Consider the following 16,311-nt stretch of genomic DNA (forward strand, 5'->3'; position numbering starts at 1 on the left):
CTCCTCTCGCTTACGACGACGCGGACGCGCGCGTCGCGATCCGCAGGCTGTCGGCGTTGCCGTTCTTCGCGGGGCGCGTAGCCGAATTGAGCTTGGCGCCGGTGACGAAGAAGGCGTGCAGGCCGTGCGCGAAGCGGTTCAGCTTCGTGACGATGCCCTTGTTCGCGCGGGTGAGCGCGTTGTAGCCGAGCACCGCCGGAATCGCGACGAAGAGGCCGAACGCGGTCATGATGAGCGATTCGCCCACGGGACCGGCAACCTGATCGATCGAGGTCTGGCCGGTCGCGCCGATGGTCAGGAGCGCGTGATAGATCCCCCACACCGTGCCGAAGAGACCGACGAACGGCGAAGTGGAACCGATCGACGCGAGCACCGCGAGGCCCGACTGCATGCGGCCGACGCCTTCGTCCATCACATCCTTGAGGCAGCGCGTGATCCAGTCCGACACGTCCATGCGGTCGTGCAGATGCGGCTGCGTCTGCGTGTGATGCTCGGCCGCTTCCTGGCCGGCGAGCGCGAGCGCGAGAAACGGGTTGTCCGCCGGGCTCGACGACTGGCTGCCGAGCTTCTTGATGCCGTCATTGAAGTCGTCGGAGTGCCAGAACGCCTGCTCGGCGTTCTTGGTCAGGCGCTTCAGGCGCACGACGTTCCACGCCTTCACGACGATCACCGTCCACGAAAGCACCGACATGATGACGAGCGCGAGCGCGATGCCCCGCGTCACGAAGTCGCCTTGCGCCCAGACGTGCGCAATCCCGTAGTTTTCCATTTCTCTTTCCTTGTATCTAAAAAAACCGCTCAGTCGTTCAGACTGAAAACAAACGGCACCGTGGCGGTCGCGCGAATCGCTTCGCCATTTTCCTTATAGGGACTGCACGCGCTGCCGCGCACGGCGTCGAGCGCCGCGTCGTCGAGGCGCGACGAGCCGCTGCTCTTTTGCAACGTGGCGTTCTCGATCTTGCCGGACAGACCCACCGTCAGACGGATGACCGCCGTGCCGGTTTCGCCACGGCGTTTCGCCATCGCCGGATAGTCTGGCTGCGCGATGTTACAACTCAGATGGGCGACGTTCTTCGGCGCGGCGAGATCCATGCTCGGCTTGCCGATGGCCGGCGCGGCGGGCGGCGGCGCGGGTTGCGGCGGAGCGGGCGGCGTAGGTTCGGGCGCGGGCGCGGCAATCTGCGATGGCGCTTCCGTCACCGGCATCGGCGTGGGCTTCGGCTCGATTTTCGGTTTGACCTTCGGCTTGGGCTGCGGCTTCGGAACGGGCTGCGGAACCGGCTTGGGCGGCGGCGGCGTTTCCACAGCAACCGGCTGCGGCGCGGGCTGCGGCGTTTCGCTGATCAACTGCGCGGTGATCGACTTTGCTTCGATCGGGCGCGGCAGCGGCTCGTTGCGCATCGTCAGCGCGGCGCCCAGAAGCGCAACGTGGATCGCGACGACAGCGGCGCACGCCGCGATCACACGCGGATTGCCGTTGGATGCCTGTGCCGTCCGGAACGCGGCGGGAGAAGTGGTCGGGGACTGCATTGTTATTGGTTGCGTGCGGTGCTGCGTGGGTGCTGGCTGAAAACGCTGCTTTCCATCTCGAAGTCGAATGACGGCACAAGCGCGGTGCGGAAGAAACCAGACGTCATTTTCGGAAAATAAGCAGGGAAATAAACAGGGTGGTCACGAAACCGATCAGCAATTCCATCTTTCCCTCCAGGGGTAAGGGGTTGCGCGGCTGGCTAGAAGTGACCGGAGATTCGAAGGTAACCTGGCTTGCTGGAGGCAATCAAAACGACCAAACGACGCGGGCGGAAGCAGCGGGCGACGTCGGTTGAGGCGCGGACGCGGTGTTGGCCGCGCCGTGCGGGATGCTTCAGGCGGCCTTGCGTTCGTAGAACGTGAGCGGCGCGACCATTTCGCGTTGCTCGATTCCACAGCGCGACGCGCAGACGCCGCTTTCCATCATCACATCGCGCACGGTTGCCTCGCACTTGCCGCAGCACAGCGCCACGCCGAGCTCGAATTGCAGTTCGTCGAAGGAATCCATTCCATCGGCGATGGCGGCTCGGATCTTGCGGTCGGACACTGATTTGCAGACACAGACAATCATGATCGTTCGCGATAGCTAGCGTTAATGCGAATTATTATCATTCTAGATTGCCGTGTTTGCAAGCGGGGCTCGGTGTTTTTTGTAACAGAGCACGCAAGTTAGCGGGTTTATTGCTAGGAGCCTTGTCTGGCGGGCGAAAGCGCGCGGCGTGCGCGCGCCTTCGCGAAAGAAACCCTCAGACGATGTCGGGTTCAGTGAGGCGCGTGCGGCGCGAAGGGATGTCGACGTGCTCGACGGCAGCGTCGAGCTGAAGGAGGGAGGCCGCAAGCTGGCGCTGCGATTCGCCGTCGGCGGTGGAGCAAAAGCGCGGCAGGGAGTCCGGCGGCGCGGTGACATTCCTTAGCGCATGAGCGTCGAGCAGACGATCGAGCTGCCGCGCGATTGCGACGCTGGTATCGACGATCTGAAGCCGCTCGCCGGCGATCTCGCGAATCGCGCGATCGAGGAAAGGGTAGTGCGTGCAGCCGAGCACGAGCGTGTCGGCGTTGGCGTCGAGCATCGGCGCAATATAGCTTTCGAGCAACGCCATCAGTGCGGGCGACGAGGTGTCGCAGCGCTCGACCGCCTGAACCAGCCCGTGGCCAGCCTGACAGATGAAACGGCAGTCGCCCGCGTAACGGTCGAGCAGCGACTGGAAGCGCGCAGAACGCAGCGTCACGGCGGTCGCCAGCACGCCGACCACGCGCGACGTTGACAGCGCCGCCGCCGGTTTCACGCCAGGCTCGACGCCGACGAGCGGAATCGGCAGCCGTTCGCGCACGAGCGCGATCGATTGCGCGGTCGCCGTATTGCACGCGACGACGAGCGCCTTCGCCCCTTGTCCGACGAGCCATTCGCCGATCGCCATCGTGCGGTCGACGATGAAATCGTCGTCACGCTCGCCATAAGGTGCGTGAAGGGAATCGGCGACATAGATCAGCCGCTCGCGCGGCAACGTCGCGCGCACCGCGCGCAGCACCGACAGGCCGCCCAGGCCGGAATCGAAGATTCCGACCGGCGCAGTGCTCACGGGCGCATCGACGCGAAACTCGGCGTGTCCGGACATACGCGACACGGAATTATTCGTGATCGCCCATCATGGTCTGCTGGTAGTTCTGGATGCCGACCTTGTCGATCAGATCCAGTTGCGTCTCCAGCCAGTCGATGTGTTCTTCGGTGTCGTGCAGGATCTTTTCGAAGATCTCGCGCGAGACGAAGTCGCGCACGGACTCGCAGTACGCGATGGCTTCCTTGCAGGTCGACTGCGAAATCTGCTCGAGCTTCAGGTCGCACTCGAGAATCTCCTTCGTCTCTTCGCCGATCAGGAGCTTGTGCAGATCCTGCAGGTTCGGCAGGCCGTCGAGCATGAACACGCGCTGAATCAGCCAGTCGGCGTGCTTCATCTCGCCGATCGATTCGTCGTACTCATGCTTGTTCAGCTTTTCGAGGCCCCAGTGCTGATACATCCGGGCGTGCAGGAAGTACTGATTGATCGCGGTCAGCTCGTTTTTCAACTGAGCGTTCAGAAATTCGATGACCTTTGCGTCGCCTTGCATGATTGTTCCTTGTTGTAACGTGGGGCACTGAGGGAAAGATAAACCTAGAGCGTGACAATGCCAAGGTTGAGAAGAAATTCTTTGTTCCAGACAAAACTGAGAATGAAAATCCTTCTCGAATAACGTCTTTGCAAAGAAAAGAGCCGGGCAGTTTGCCCGGCTCTTTCATCTTTAGCGTTATAAACCGCTATTGATCACGCTTCAAGCCGTTGCGACGGGGATCTTTCCGATTTTCGCCTGCCATTCGGCGGGACCGGTCTTGTGGACCGATGTTCCGGTCGAATCGACGGCAACCGTTACCGGCATGTCCTGCACGTCGAATTCGTAGATCGCTTCCATGCCGAGGTCTTCGAACGCGAGCACCTTCGCTTCGCGGATTGCCTTCGATACGAGATACGCCGCGCCGCCGACCGCCATCAGATAGGCCGCGTTGTGCTTCTTGATCGCCTCGATCGCGACCGGTCCGCGCTCGGCCTTGCCGATCATCGAAATGAGGCCGGTCTGCGCGAGCATCATTTCCGTGAACTTGTCCATGCGCGTGGCCGTCGTCGGGCCTGCCGGACCGACGGCTTCGTCGCGCACCGGATCGACCGGTCCGACGTAGTAGATCACGCGGTTCGTGAAATCGACGGGCAGCTTTTCGCCCTTGGCGAGCATGTCGGCGATGCGCTTGTGCGCCGCGTCGCGGCCCGTGAGCATCTTGCCCGACAGCAGCAGCGTCTGGCCCGGCTTCCACGACGCGACTTCTTCCGGCGTCAGCGTGTTCAGGTCGATGCGCTTGCTCGTCTCCGTGTTCGGCTGCCACGTGACCTTCGGCCATGCGTCGAGCGGCGGGGCGTCGAGCTTGGCTGCGCCCGTGCCGTCGAGCGTGAAGTGCGCGTGGCGCGTGGCAGCGCAGTTCGGGATGATCGCGATGGGCTTAGATGCCGCGTGCGTCGGCGCGGCCATGATCTTCACGTCGAGCACGGTTGCGAGACCGCCGAGACCCTGCGCGCCGATGCCGAGCGCGTTCACCTTCTCGTGCAGTTCCACGCGCAGTTCTTCGATCCAGTCCTGCGGGCCGCGCGCGATGATGTCCTGAATGTCGATCGGGTCCATCAGCGATTCCTTCGCCATGACCATCGCCTTTTCGGCCGTGCCGCCGATGCCGATGCCGAGCATGCCCGGCGGGCACCAGCCGGCGCCCATCGTCGGGACGGTCTTGAGAATCCAGTCGACGATGGAATCCGACGGGTTCAGCATCGCGAACTTCGACTTGTTCTCCGAGCCGCCGCCCTTGGCCGCGACCTGCACGTCGACCTTGTCGCCCGGCACGATCTCATAGTGGATCACGGCCGGCGTGTTGTCCTTCGTGTTCTTGCGGCCGCCTTCGGGCGGCGAGACGATCGACGCGCGCAGCACGTTGTCCGGGTTCAGGTAACCGCGGCGCACGCCTTCGTTGATCATGTCGGTGACGGACATCGTCGCGCCGTCCCATCGAACGTCCATGCCGACCTTCACGAACACCGTGACGATGCCCGTGTCCTGGCAGATCGGACGCTTGCCTTCGGCGCACATGCGGCTATTGGTCAGGATTTGTGCGATCGCGTCTTTCGCGGCGGGGCTCTCTTCCAGCTCGTAGGCGCGGCCGAGCGCCTGGATATAGTCGAGCGGATGGTAGCAGCTGATGTACTGCAGCGAATCGGCGATGCTCTGAATCAGGTCTTCCTGCTTGATGACGGTCATGGCGTAAGCTCAGGGGGGACGAAATTATGTGTAGGCGTTCTGGGCGACGCTTCACTCGATTGCGTTTCGGGGCGGCGAAAAAGATTCGTCGTGGAAATGGCGCGGATGCGTGTGCGTGGTCAACCGGTCCACGTACGCCATGATGAGCGCCGAGACGAGGAACGCGACGTGGATGATGACCTGCCACAACACGGTATGGAAAGTGTGCTGATCCGGGTTGATGAACGTTTTCAGCAGATGGATCGACGAAATGCTGATGAGCGCCATCGAGAGCTTCACTTTCAGCACGCCCGCGTTGACGTGATCGAGCCATTCGGGTTCGTCGGGATGGCCTTCCACGCCGAGCCGCGACACGAAAGTCTCATACCCGCCGACGATCACCATGATGAGCAGGTTCGAGATCATGACCACGTCGATCAGGCCGAGCACGACGAGCATGATGTTGGTCTCGTCGAGCGTCATCGCGTGCGTGACGAGATGCCACACTTCCTTCAGGAACAGCACGACGTACACGGCTTGCGCGACGATCAGGCCCAGGTAAAGCGGCACCTGCAGCCAGCGGCTCATGAAGATGATTTTCGGCAGCGCTTTCATCGGGCCGGACGGCGAGGGCGAGGCGGAAGCATGCTTGGGAGCGGACATGGGCGGCTTTTCAGTCGATGGTCGGACCGGAGATGATGACGGGCGAATATGACGAACCAAAACGTGCGATGCGCCGGCGAATGCGGAGAGAAACGCATTCGCGGTATCGGGAAGCCCGCTATTGTAGCGCGTCACCGCGCGTGCTTGCCGAAAGCTTTCGGAAAGCGCCGATGGCATGTCGAGTCAGGCGCGTACGTCCAGGAACGTTACTGCCGACGTGCGACATCATCGCGATGAGTAAGAAAGCATCTCTGGATAACGCGCGGGGAGTTCAGTTACGATTGTGGGGCCGCATTGCGGGAGCCGCGCCGACTTCGCGTATACCCCGTGCCGATCGGCTCCGGCACGTAAGAAGCGGGTAAGTTGACGGGCTTATCTTCAAATCATTGCAGGATGGGCGCAGCAGGCGAATGTGCTGTGACATCTTCCGCGTCGCACGGGCGCGGTCATCATTATGGAGACACGGTCCGGAAGGGGAACGCTGCGCGTTGTCCGCTTTCGAACCTCATAACATGCGGCGCACGCGGCCCATTCAGCGACGCGCGCGCCGCCGGATTCTGGAAACACCATCAAAGGGGTTGTCGATGTCTGCGATCGAATCGGTTCTGCATGAAAAACGCGTGTTCCCGCCGTCAGCCAAGGCATCGGCGGGTGCGGCAATCTCCGGCATGGACGCCTACAAGGCGCTCGCCGAGCAAGCCGAGCGCGATTACGAAGGTTTCTGGGCGGGCCTCGCGCGCGACACGCTTTCGTGGCACAAGCCGTTCACCAAGGTGCTCGACGAATCGAAGGCGCCGTTCTACACGTGGTTCGAAGACGGCGAGCTGAATGCGTCGTACAACTGTCTCGACCGCCATGTCGAAGCGGGCCGCGGAGCCGACAACGCAATCATCTTCGAAGCCGACGACGGCACCGTCACCAACGTCACCTATCAGGACCTGCTCGAACGCGTCAGCCGTCTCGCCAATGCGCTCAAGAAGCGCGGCGTGAAGAAGGGCGACCGCGTCGTGATCTATCTGCCGATGTCGGTGGAAGGCGTCGTCGCGATGCAGGCGTGCGTACGCATCGGCGCGACGCATTCGGTGGTGTTCGGCGGCTTCTCGTCGAAGTCGCTCAACGAACGTCTCGTCGATGTCGGCGCGGTCGCTCTCATCACCGCCGACGAACAAATGCGTGGCGGCAAGGCGCTGCCTTTGAAGAGCATCGCTGATGAAGCGCTCGCGGCGGGCGGCTGCGAGAAGGTGAAGGACGTCATCGTCTACCAGCGCACGGGCGGCAAGGTCGCATGGACCGAAGGCCGCGACGCGTGGCTGCACGAGATCGTCGAGAACGAATCGGCGCAGTGCGAGCCGGAATGGGTCGGCGCGGAGCATCCGCTTTTCATCCTCTATACGTCGGGTTCGACGGGCAAGCCGAAGGGCGTGCAGCACAGCACGGCGGGCACGCTGCTGTGGGCCGCGCAGACGATGAAGTGGACCTTCGACATGAAGCCCGGCGACATCTTCTGGTGCACGGCAGACATCGGCTGGATCACGGGGCATAGCTATATCGCGTATGGTCCGCTCGCGATCGGCGCGACGCAGGTGATGTTCGAAGGCGTGCCGACGTATCCGCACGCCGGCCGCTTCTGGGAGATGATCGACCGCCACAAGGTCACAATTTTCTACACCGCACCGACGGCGATCCGCTCGCTCATCAAGGTCTCGGAAGCGGATGCGAAAGTGCATCCGAAGAGCTACGACCTGTCGACGCTGCGCATCCTCGGCACGGTCGGCGAGCCGATCAATCCTGAAGCGTGGATGTGGTACCACGAGAACGTCGGCCGCGGCCAGTGCCCGATCGTCGATACTTGGTGGCAAACGGAAACGGGCGGCCACATGATCACGCCGCTGCCGGGCGCGACGCCGCTCGTGCCGGGTTCGTGCACGCTGCCGCTGCCGGGCATCATGGCCGCGGTCGTCGATGAAACCGGTCAGGACGTGCCGAACGGGCAGGGGGGCATTCTGGTCGTCAAGCGTCCGTGGCCGTCGATGCTCCGCAATGTGTGGGGCGACCCGAAGCGCTATCAGACGAGCTACTTCCCGGAAGAACTCGGCGGCAAGCTCTATCTCGCCGGCGACGGCGCCGTGCGCGACAAGGAGTCCGGCTACTTCACGATCATGGGCCGCATCGACGACGTGCTGAACGTCTCGGGCCACCGTCTGGGCACGATGGAAATCGAGTCGGCGCTGGTGGCGAATCCGATGGTCGCCGAGGCTGCGGTCGTCGGCCGCCCGGACGATACGACCGGTGAAGCCGTCGTCGCGTTCGTCGTGCTGAAGCGCTCGCGTCCGGAAGGCGATGAAGCGAAGCAGATCGCGACTGAACTGCGCAACTGGGTCGGCAAGGAGATCGGTCCGATCGCGAAGCCGAAGGACATTCGCTTCGGCGAGAACCTGCCGAAGACGCGTTCGGGCAAGATCATGCGACGTCTTTTGCGCTCGCTCGCGAAGGGCGAGGAGATCACGCAGGACGTCTCCACGCTTGAAAATCCCGCGATTCTCGATCAGCTCGGCGAAGCGCGCTGATCGTGGATCGGCCGCTGCCAGTTGAGCAGCGGTCGATCCGTATTGCCGATGACATGCGCTTTTGATAAAAAGCCGCATGTCCGATTCCTCCAGCCCGACGCCTGCCTCGCCGCCGCCCGTATCCGTGGCGATGGCGCGCGCGCATCGACGCTACTGGCGTTTCAACGTCGCGCTGATCGCCGTGCTGATGACGATTGGCTTCATCGTCTCGTTCGGCCTGCCGCTCTTCGCACAACGTTTCGAGCACGTGCGCGTGGCGGGCTTTACGCTGCCGTTTTACTTCGGCGCGCAGGGCGCGATTCTCGTGTATGTCGCGCTGATCCTCGTCTATATCGTGCTGATGCAGATCGCCGATGCGCGACTGTTGCGCGCCGCCCGATCGGAACGAGGCGACGCGGCATGAAGCTCACCAACCGGCTGATCCTTTCCTACACGCTCTATACCGTCGGCTTTCTGCTCTTCATCTTTCTGATGGAGCGCATCGAGCGCACGACGGGGCCGGGCACGTGGATCGGCTATGTGTTCCTGTTCGTGCCGATCGCGGTGTACGCGGTGATCGGCCTGTTGTCGCGCACGTCGGATCTCGTCGAATACTACGTGGCCGGTCGACGCGTGCCGTCTGCGTTCAACGGCATGGCGACCGCGGCCGACTGGCTTTCGGCTGCGTCGTTCATCGGTCTGGCCGGTTCGATCTACGCGAGCGGTTACGACGGCCTCGCCTACGTGATGGGCTGGACGGGCGGTTACTGTCTCGTCGCGTTCCTGCTCGCGCCTTACGTGCGCAAGCTCGCGCGCTATACGATTCCCGATTTCCTCGGCACGCGCTTTTCCAGCAACCTCGTGCGCGCGCTCGCGGCCATCGCGGCGATTCTGTGCTCGTTCGTCTATCTCGTCGCGCAAATCCAGGGCATCGGGTTGATCGCGTCGCGCTTCATCGGCATCGAGTTTTCGATCGGCATCTTCTGCGGACTCGCGGGCATTCTGGTGTGCTCGTTTCTCGGCGGCATGCGCGCGGTGACGTGGACGCAGGTCGCGCAGTACATCATCCTGATCAGCGCGATGCTGATTCCCGTCTCGATGATCGCGCATCGCGAAGGCCTCGGCTGGTTTCCGCAATTCAACTACGGGCGTGTGTTGGAGCGTGTCGAAACACTGGAACGGGCAATGGCCGCATCGCCCGACGAAGCGCGCGTGCGCGCCGATTACCAGCGGCAGGCCGCGCAGATCCAGACGCGCATCGATGCGCTGCCGCAGTCGTTTCACGCCGAGCGTGCGCGCCTCGTCGCCGAGATCGCCGAACTGCGGCGGCACAACGGGCCGCTGCGCGAGATCAACGAGCGCGAGCGGGATCTGGCGGCCTTCCCGCGCGATCCCGCCGACGCACAAGTGAAGTGGTCGCGCGAACGCGACGCGCTGATCGAGCGCGTGGCGCCCCCCGTGCCAATGACCGACGCCTTTGCGCCAGGTTCGGCGGGCGACGAGAGTCCACGCGTGCATCAGGTCAATTTTCTTGCGCTGCTGTTGTGTCTGTCGCTGGGCACGGCGAGCCTGCCGCACATACTCACCCGCTACAACACGACGACCTCGGTGTCGTCGGCACGGCGCTCGGTCGGCTGGACGCTCTTTTTCGTCGCGCTCTTCTATCTGACGGTGCCAGTGCTCGCGGTGCTCATCAAGCACGAGATATTGACGGGGCTCGTCGGGCATCGCTTCGCCGATCTGCCGCAATGGGTGACGCAGTGGCGTCGGGTCGAACCGTATCTGATCCGCATCAGCGATGTGAACGGCGACGGCATCGTGCGATGGGCCGGCATCCAGATGCAGCCGGACATGGTCGTGCTCGCGGCGCCGGAGATCGCCGGGCTGCCGTATGTCATCTCGGGCTTGATCGCGGCGGGCGCCTTGGCCGCGGCGCTGTCGACGGCGGACGGGCTCCTGCTGACGATCGCCAATGCGCTGTCACACGATGTCTATTACTGCATGGTCGATCGCCGTGCGACGAGCCAGCGGCGCGTGACCATCTCCAAGATTCTGCTGCTCGGCGTGGCGTTGCTGGCGTCGTACGTGGCGTCGCTCAATGCGGGCAATATTCTTTTTCTCGTCGGCGCGGCGTTCTCGCTCGCGGCGTCGAGTCTCTTTCCAGCGCTCGTGCTCGGCGTGTTCTGGAAGCGCACGACGCAGCGCGGCGTCGTGGCTGGCATGATCGCGGGGCTCGTCGTGTGCGTGTATTACATCGTGTCGACGTATCCGTTCTTCGTGCAACTGACGGGCTTCGCGGGGCCGCGCTGGTTCGGCATCGAGCCGATCAGCTCCGGCGTCTTCGGCGTGCCTGCTGGCTTCGCGGTGGCGATTGCGGTGAGCCTTTTCGACCGGAAACCGGATGCCTACACGCGCGCACTCGTCGATTACATTCGTCATCCATAGGGGCTGGCGCGGACGCGGGAAGTTGGTATAATCGCGGTCTTCCGGAGAGATGGATGAGTGGTTTAAGTCGCACGCCTGGAAAGCGTGTATAGGGTAAAACCTATCGGGGGTTCGAATCCCCCTCTCTCCGCCAGCTTTTCAAGCCCTTGATCTTCAAGGGCTTTTTCTTTTTCTGCGTCCCTAATTGAGTTAGGCATCGTGTATCGCGCGTTTTGCTGATATGCGTGAAACGCAGAGTGTCGTTGTTTCGAAGATCGCGAAGATTCGATATCGCAGGCTTCGAGCTTCCGACGTTTCACAGGCGATCGAAAGCTCACCGATTTTTTGGAAAATTCGGATACCTACGGATTCACTGAGAGAACAGACGACAGCGATGCGCGAACGCGCATGCAATATTTTGAGCAGGGGAAAATCAGGCGGGAAGGTTGTCGTAAGAGTAGTGGGCGCCACGGCATGACTGCGCCTCTAATAATGCTCGATGAACTCTCGCACATGGCAGGGCGCAGCGGCGCATGTCACCCACCTCTTACGACATTCAGAAGCATAGTCGATGCAATTCGGAATGGAATCGGAAAAGTCGCGATATTCTCAGCGTGAACCGCAAACCATCAGCGGCGCGCAGTGTTGCGCTGCGAATGTGTATCGTGAGCGAATGCTGCGATCGGATCGTCCCCGGCTGTCGCGGCGACGGTTTGCCGCGGCGCGTTCTGCACGGGCTTCGAGGTTTTTCGCGATGCAGCAGGCTGCGGCTGCGCGCGCGCAACTTCCGCGTTTGTCATCCAGTGTTCGGTGTACTGCGCGCGAACGGTAATCGCACTGAATAGGAACGTGACGGCGATTGGCGTCAATAGGACGCTTGAGGTGCGCATGGCTTTGTCGTTGGGGCCGAAAGGAAGGGCATTGCAGAGCGACGCCGGGCGGGACACGCGACTTCGCCCGCCACGAATGAAAAGCCCCGCGTCGGGCGCGGGGCATCGCGTCATCGCGCCGATGGCAGGCGCGATATCGGAAAGCTCAATGATGGATCAGCAACTGAGCGGGCTGATTTTCAGCATCGTAATGCAGAGCGGAATTTGCGGCCTGCTCTTCGTGAACCAGGACCTCGCGCGCTGCCTGAGCGCCTCGCTCGTAACCGGACTTCGTTGCGTGCTCTTCGAGCGCCGCGATGAGCGGCAACTGTTCTTCCGCGACCGAGCGCATCAACTCCAGCATGTCCCGGCGCATCGCTTCCGGATACGCGCAGAAGTGCTCGAAGCCGCCCGGCGCGGCAACGATGTTCACGAGCGACGTCAGCAGCCGCGCGCGATTGCTGCAGTGCTCGCTGATCTGCACCGATTGCGAGAGCGTCGCGTGGCCGTGCGCATCGACGGAAATTTGCAGATTGTTCATCAATAAGCCTCTTTCTATATGACGAGAGGCACGCATTTAAGCCGCTTCAGCGGTGAAAAACGACCGGACGAATCCTATTACCCAGGCACGCGACGATACTTTACTTTCGCTTCGGGACCGGCGCGAGCAGATCAGGCAAAGAGCCGCGCCATCCAGCGCCAGAACGTACGCCAGCGCCCCGGAGTGTCGATGAGCGACGCATCCATGTCGCGTTCCCAGTTGTCTTGTTCCCTGCGCGGCTGAACGACGAGTGTCCCGAAATACATGGCGAAACTCCGTTGACGGCTATCGATGACGAAAGGCGTCGCCGTGCGCGACTGCCATGCGTTCAGGATGCCGATGCGTCGCCAGCCGCGAAACCCTCGTGACGGCGCCCGCCGGACGCCGGGAGCCACGCCGCCGCGGGGGGATGGTCGAAAGAGGGGACGCTGTCCGGGCGCGTCAGACGGGATCAGGCAGCGCGCGCAGGCGCCTGAGCGCCGCTCGCGATTCGTCGCGGGCAGCCTTGTTCAGCCAGCGAACCGCTTCGTCGACTGCGTCCTTGTCGTTCAGCGATGGCGCGACGCGTCGGACGACGGCCTCGCTCGCGAGCACGTCATGCAGGCGCACGAGCGCCGCCTGCGCCGCGAGCAGATGTGCCATCGTATGCCGGTGCCCGCGCTCCAGAACCGGCGCGAACAGTTCGAGCAGGCATTGCAGTTTCGCCGCGGCTTCCTCGATGCTGCGCAAGGTCTTCGCATCCACGCGCTTCATCCTGGCCGCGCGATGCTCCCGCTTGCTGAGCAGATCGTCGGCGAGCGACACGCGCTGACGCGCGAACGTTTCCAGCGAACGATCCTCACCGCGCGCTTCCAGGCGGCGAAGAGCATCGGCGAGCGCGCGGCGCAGCAGCACGTCGACGTGCGCGCGGCGCAAGATCACGCAACTCGTCGCCGATGCCGCGCGCCGCTCCTGCCGCAGCGTCTGCACGACCGGCCCGAGACGCGCGCAGCTCGTTTGCGCGCGAGCAAGCAGGTCGCACGCGGCATCGAAATCATGCGGTTCGCCGGCGATGTCGGCGAGACGTTTGAAGCGCTTGCGTACGACACGCGCCTCTTTCTCGTCGAGCAGCGGCTCGAATGCCCACCACAGCGCGCGCAGGCGCCGAAGCGTCGAGCGCATTCGTTCGAGCAGCGCGGCGTCGGCGCGCCCGGTCATCAGTTCCGCTTGCTGAAAGGCTTCGGACGCGAGCGGCGCCGTCAGCATGACGAAAGCATCGGCGACAGGCTGATCGCGAAGAGAGAATGGATCGGAGACGCGGGGGCGCGCGGCGGCAGGAAGAGAACCGAGCGAGCTGCTGAGGCTCTTTCGTGCGAGCGCTGGGTCGAAATTCAGTGTCATGTCTCGGTATGCACTTTTATCGCACGACGTTTCGTTCTGCTTGCACTTCGGTCGCGCGCCGCCGTTCTGCGGCGGTCGTCCAAAGGGTGCTGGCCGGAAACATAGACATGCAAAATGTCATGTGTATGACGGCGCGTCGAAACTTCGATGAAATCGTTCTCGCTGACACGCATCGCGTCGTTGCTTCGCGCAGTGAAAGCTTTACGCGAACTGTTGACACAAAAGATTCATGATCCGGCGCGTCGGCGGAAAGTATGCTGAGCACCGCTACGGCAAACGCGCGAGGCTATCATGCCGGATATCGCATTTCCTCAGCAAGGCGGCGTCAGTGAACGCGCCCGCCGCACCAGCCTCTTCGTCTTCTTTCTCATTCTCATCGGCGGCGCCGGTTATGTCGGGCTTCATCTCGCGTCCGATCTCGAATCCGTACGGCTGAGTTCAGCACTCCCTTATTTCCTGCTCGGCGTCGCGCTGCTGATCGCGCTCGGATTCGAGTTCGTCAACGGCTTTCACGACACCGCGAACGCGGTCGCGACCGTCATCTATACGCACTCGCTCACGCCGAATCTCGCGGTGGTCTGGTCGGGGACGTGGAACTTCATCGGCGTGCTGGTTTCGAGCGGCGCCGTCGCGTTCGGCATCCTGCAACTGCTTCCCGTCGAGCTGATTCTGCAGGTCGGAAGCAGCGCGGGCTTCGCGATGGTCTTCGCACTGCTCATCGCCGCGATCATCTGGAATCTCGCGACGTGGTATTTCGGCTTGCCGTCGTCGAGCTCGCATACGCTGATCGGCTCGATCATCGGCGTGGGACTGATGAATCAACTGCTGCGCGGGCCGAACGGCACGAGTGGCGTCGACTGGTCGCAGGCGGCGGGCGTCGGCAAGTCGCTGCTGTTCTCGCCGATCATCGGCTTCATCTGCGCGGGATTGCTACTGCTGTTGCTGAAGGCACTCGTGCGCGTGCCCGCGCTTTACAAGGAGCCGAAAAAGAATCATCCGCCGCCGTTCTGGATCCGCGCGCTGCTCATCCTCACCTGCACGGGCGTGTCATTTGCGCACGGCTCGAACGACGGGCAAAAGGGCATGGGCCTCATCATGCTGATCCTGATCGGCACGGTGCCGACGGCTTACGCGCTCAACAAGGCCGTGAGTCCGGCCGAGACGCAGAGCTTCGTGGCCGTGGCGCACGATGCCTCCGCGACCTTCGCGAAGTACATCAATAACGCGCCGCCTTCCTCCGATGCGCGCGAGGACGTGCAATCCTACGTGCGCACCCGTCAGCTTGCGCCCGCGACCTTGCCGGCGGTGAAGCAACTGACCGACGTCATCGCGAATCAGGTCAGCGCGTCGGGATCGCTTGCGGCTGTGCCACAGAACATGATCGACAACGTGCGCAACAACATGTACCTCGTGTCCGAGGCGATCCGCCTGATGGAGAAGGCAAACACGCCCGGGTTCACGCCCACGGACCGCGCGGTGATCGACAACTACAGGAAGCAGCTCGATCACGCGACGAAGTTCATTCCGACGTGGGTGAAGGTGGCGGTGGCGATCGCGCTCGGGCTCGGCACGATGGTCGGCTGGAAGCGCATCGTCGTGACCGTCGGTGAGAAGATCGGCAAGCAGCATCTCACGTACGGGCAGGGCGCTTCGGCGGAACTGGTCGCGATGCTGACCATCGGCGCCGCCGATGCCTACGGCCTGCCGGTCTCGACGACGCACGTGCTGTCTTCGGGCGTCGCCGGGACGATGGCGGCCAACGGTTCGGGGCTGCAATGGAACACCGTGCGCAGCCTCGTACTCGCGTGGGTGCTGACGCTGCCCGCGTCGATCGCTCTGGCCGCCGGGCTCTACTGGCTCTTCAGAGGCCTCTTCTGAACCCGTGATGCTCAGGCATTCGCCGGGCGGCCGGTCTTGACCGTTTCCAGCGCCTTGATCGCTTCGACGAGGCGTTTTTCCGTGGCGGCGTCGAGCATTGCGAGCGCCGCGCGAAGCAGTTCGCTCTTCTTCACGCGCACGCCGTTTTTCTGGCACTTTTCCTTCAGCGAGGCGATCTTCGCGTAGTCCGACTTGGGCATCGTGAAGCTGTCGCGCATGACCTTTTCCTTCTTCGCGCGTTTGGCTTTCGGCTCGGATTTCGGCTGGCTCGCGACGGCCTGTTTCGTGGCCGCAGTTTCTGCCGCGGGTGCTTTCACGGCTTGCTTTTTCGCGCTCTTCGGCGTGACGGCGGGGGCGGCTGCTTTCGTCCTGGTCCTCGGCGTCGCTGCCGCTTTTGTTTGCGTCTTCTTGCTGGCCTTGGCGTCGGGCTTGGCGTTCGCTGCGGCCTTGTCGGCGGCGCCCTTCGGGAAATGGAACGCCTTCTTGGTCGGCGCCTTGACTTGCGGTGTGCTCATCCGTTTTCTCCTTGTCGTGTGTGGAGAAAACAGTATATACGGTTTATGGACGCGCCAAAGCCGATGGCGCGCTCCGAAACGCTTTTCACTTCAACGGGATAGACGCGTAGCCGTCGAGTTATCTACACGCTTGTCCACCGAAACTGTGGACAAGC

At 62.8% G+C, this 16,311-nt stretch carries 15 protein-coding genes and 1 tRNA gene; 5 read left to right on the plus strand and 11 right to left on the minus strand.

Annotated elements, in window-relative coordinates:
• Positions 1 to 10 precede the first annotated feature (10 nt).
• From AWB74_RS23965 to AWB74_RS23995, 7 genes are all read right to left on the minus strand, one after another.
• Positions 11 to 769, minus strand: a complete 759-nt coding sequence (locus tag AWB74_RS23965; RefSeq protein ID WP_061149200.1) for a MotA/TolQ/ExbB proton channel family protein — start codon at positions 767 to 769, stop codon at positions 11 to 13.
• Positions 770 to 798: 29 nt separating this feature from the next.
• The gene (locus tag AWB74_RS23970) at positions 799 to 1,530 is read right to left on the minus strand and encodes an energy transducer TonB (RefSeq protein ID WP_061149201.1); all 732 of its coding nucleotides are present in this window, start codon (positions 1,528 to 1,530) and stop codon (positions 799 to 801) included.
• A 334-nt stretch (positions 1,531 to 1,864) separates the two neighbouring features.
• Positions 1,865 to 2,101 (minus strand): (2Fe-2S)-binding protein, encoded by a 237-nt coding sequence (locus AWB74_RS23975; protein ID WP_061149202.1) that lies wholly within the window; start codon positions 2,099 to 2,101, stop codon positions 1,865 to 1,867.
• A 175-nt stretch (positions 2,102 to 2,276) separates the two neighbouring features.
• Positions 2,277 to 3,146 carry a glutamate racemase gene (murI, locus tag AWB74_RS23980; RefSeq protein ID WP_061149203.1) on the minus strand — a complete coding sequence of 290 codons (870 nt, stop codon included), beginning with the start codon at positions 3,144 to 3,146 and terminating at the stop codon, positions 2,277 to 2,279.
• A gap of 13 nt (positions 3,147 to 3,159) precedes the next feature.
• Complete coding sequence (gene bfr / locus AWB74_RS23985) at positions 3,160 to 3,636, minus strand: bacterioferritin (protein ID WP_014190999.1); 477 nt, start codon at positions 3,634 to 3,636, stop codon at positions 3,160 to 3,162.
• Positions 3,637 to 3,837: 201 nt separating this feature from the next.
• Positions 3,838 to 5,361: a fumarate hydratase gene (locus tag AWB74_RS23990; RefSeq protein WP_061149204.1), complete on the minus strand. Its 1,524-nt coding sequence runs from the start codon at positions 5,359 to 5,361 to the stop codon at positions 3,838 to 3,840.
• Between the two features lie 51 nt (positions 5,362 to 5,412).
• Entirely contained in the window at positions 5,413 to 6,003 is a 591-nt protein-coding gene (locus tag AWB74_RS23995) for a TIGR00645 family protein (protein WP_087039169.1), read from the minus strand.
• Between the two features lie 584 nt (positions 6,004 to 6,587).
• Here AWB74_RS23995 and acs point away from each other — a divergent pair.
• The 4 genes from acs to AWB74_RS24015 all read left to right on the plus strand — a co-directional run bounded on the left by acs (position 6,588) and on the right by AWB74_RS24015 (position 11,127).
• Positions 6,588 to 8,570, plus strand: coding sequence for an acetate--CoA ligase (gene acs, locus AWB74_RS24000; protein WP_061149206.1), 1,983 nt, complete (start codon positions 6,588 to 6,590; stop codon positions 8,568 to 8,570).
• Positions 8,571 to 8,646: 76 nt separating this feature from the next.
• Positions 8,647 to 8,973, plus strand: coding sequence for a DUF4212 domain-containing protein (locus AWB74_RS24005; protein WP_061149207.1), 327 nt, complete (start codon positions 8,647 to 8,649; stop codon positions 8,971 to 8,973).
• Entirely contained in the window at positions 8,970 to 10,994 is a 2,025-nt protein-coding gene (locus tag AWB74_RS24010) for a sodium:solute symporter family protein (RefSeq protein WP_061149208.1), read from the plus strand. The genes AWB74_RS24005 and AWB74_RS24010 overlap by 4 nt, the downstream gene beginning before the upstream one ends.
• 43 nt (positions 10,995 to 11,037) lie before the next feature.
• Positions 11,038 to 11,127, plus strand: a tRNA-Ser gene (locus AWB74_RS24015).
• 881 nt (positions 11,128 to 12,008) lie between these two features.
• Here AWB74_RS24015 and AWB74_RS24025 read toward each other — a convergent pair.
• The 3 genes from AWB74_RS24025 to AWB74_RS24035 form a co-directional block, all read right to left on the minus strand.
• Positions 12,009 to 12,383, minus strand: coding sequence for a hypothetical protein (locus tag AWB74_RS24025; RefSeq protein ID WP_235024666.1), 375 nt, complete (start codon positions 12,381 to 12,383; stop codon positions 12,009 to 12,011).
• Positions 12,384 to 12,514: 131 nt separating this feature from the next.
• Complete coding sequence (locus tag AWB74_RS48210; protein WP_268811200.1) at positions 12,515 to 12,649, minus strand: hypothetical protein; 135 nt, start codon at positions 12,647 to 12,649, stop codon at positions 12,515 to 12,517.
• A gap of 175 nt (positions 12,650 to 12,824) precedes the next feature.
• Positions 12,825 to 13,763, minus strand: a complete 939-nt coding sequence (locus tag AWB74_RS24035; protein ID WP_235024667.1) for a CHAD domain-containing protein — start codon at positions 13,761 to 13,763, stop codon at positions 12,825 to 12,827.
• 291 nt (positions 13,764 to 14,054) lie between these two features.
• Between AWB74_RS24035 and AWB74_RS24040 the strand changes: the two genes are divergently transcribed.
• Positions 14,055 to 15,641 (plus strand): inorganic phosphate transporter, encoded by a 1,587-nt coding sequence (locus tag AWB74_RS24040; protein WP_061149213.1) that lies wholly within the window; start codon positions 14,055 to 14,057, stop codon positions 15,639 to 15,641.
• 11 nt (positions 15,642 to 15,652) lie between these two features.
• On the opposite strand, the gene AWB74_RS24045 is transcribed toward AWB74_RS24040, so the two are convergent.
• Positions 15,653 to 16,156: a hypothetical protein gene (locus AWB74_RS24045; protein ID WP_061149214.1), complete on the minus strand. Its 504-nt coding sequence runs from the start codon at positions 16,154 to 16,156 to the stop codon at positions 15,653 to 15,655.
• Positions 16,157 to 16,311: the final 155 nt, after the last annotated feature.

The organism is Caballeronia arvi, from assembly GCF_001544695.2.
GTDB lineage: Bacteria > Pseudomonadota > Gammaproteobacteria > Burkholderiales > Burkholderiaceae > Caballeronia > Caballeronia arvi.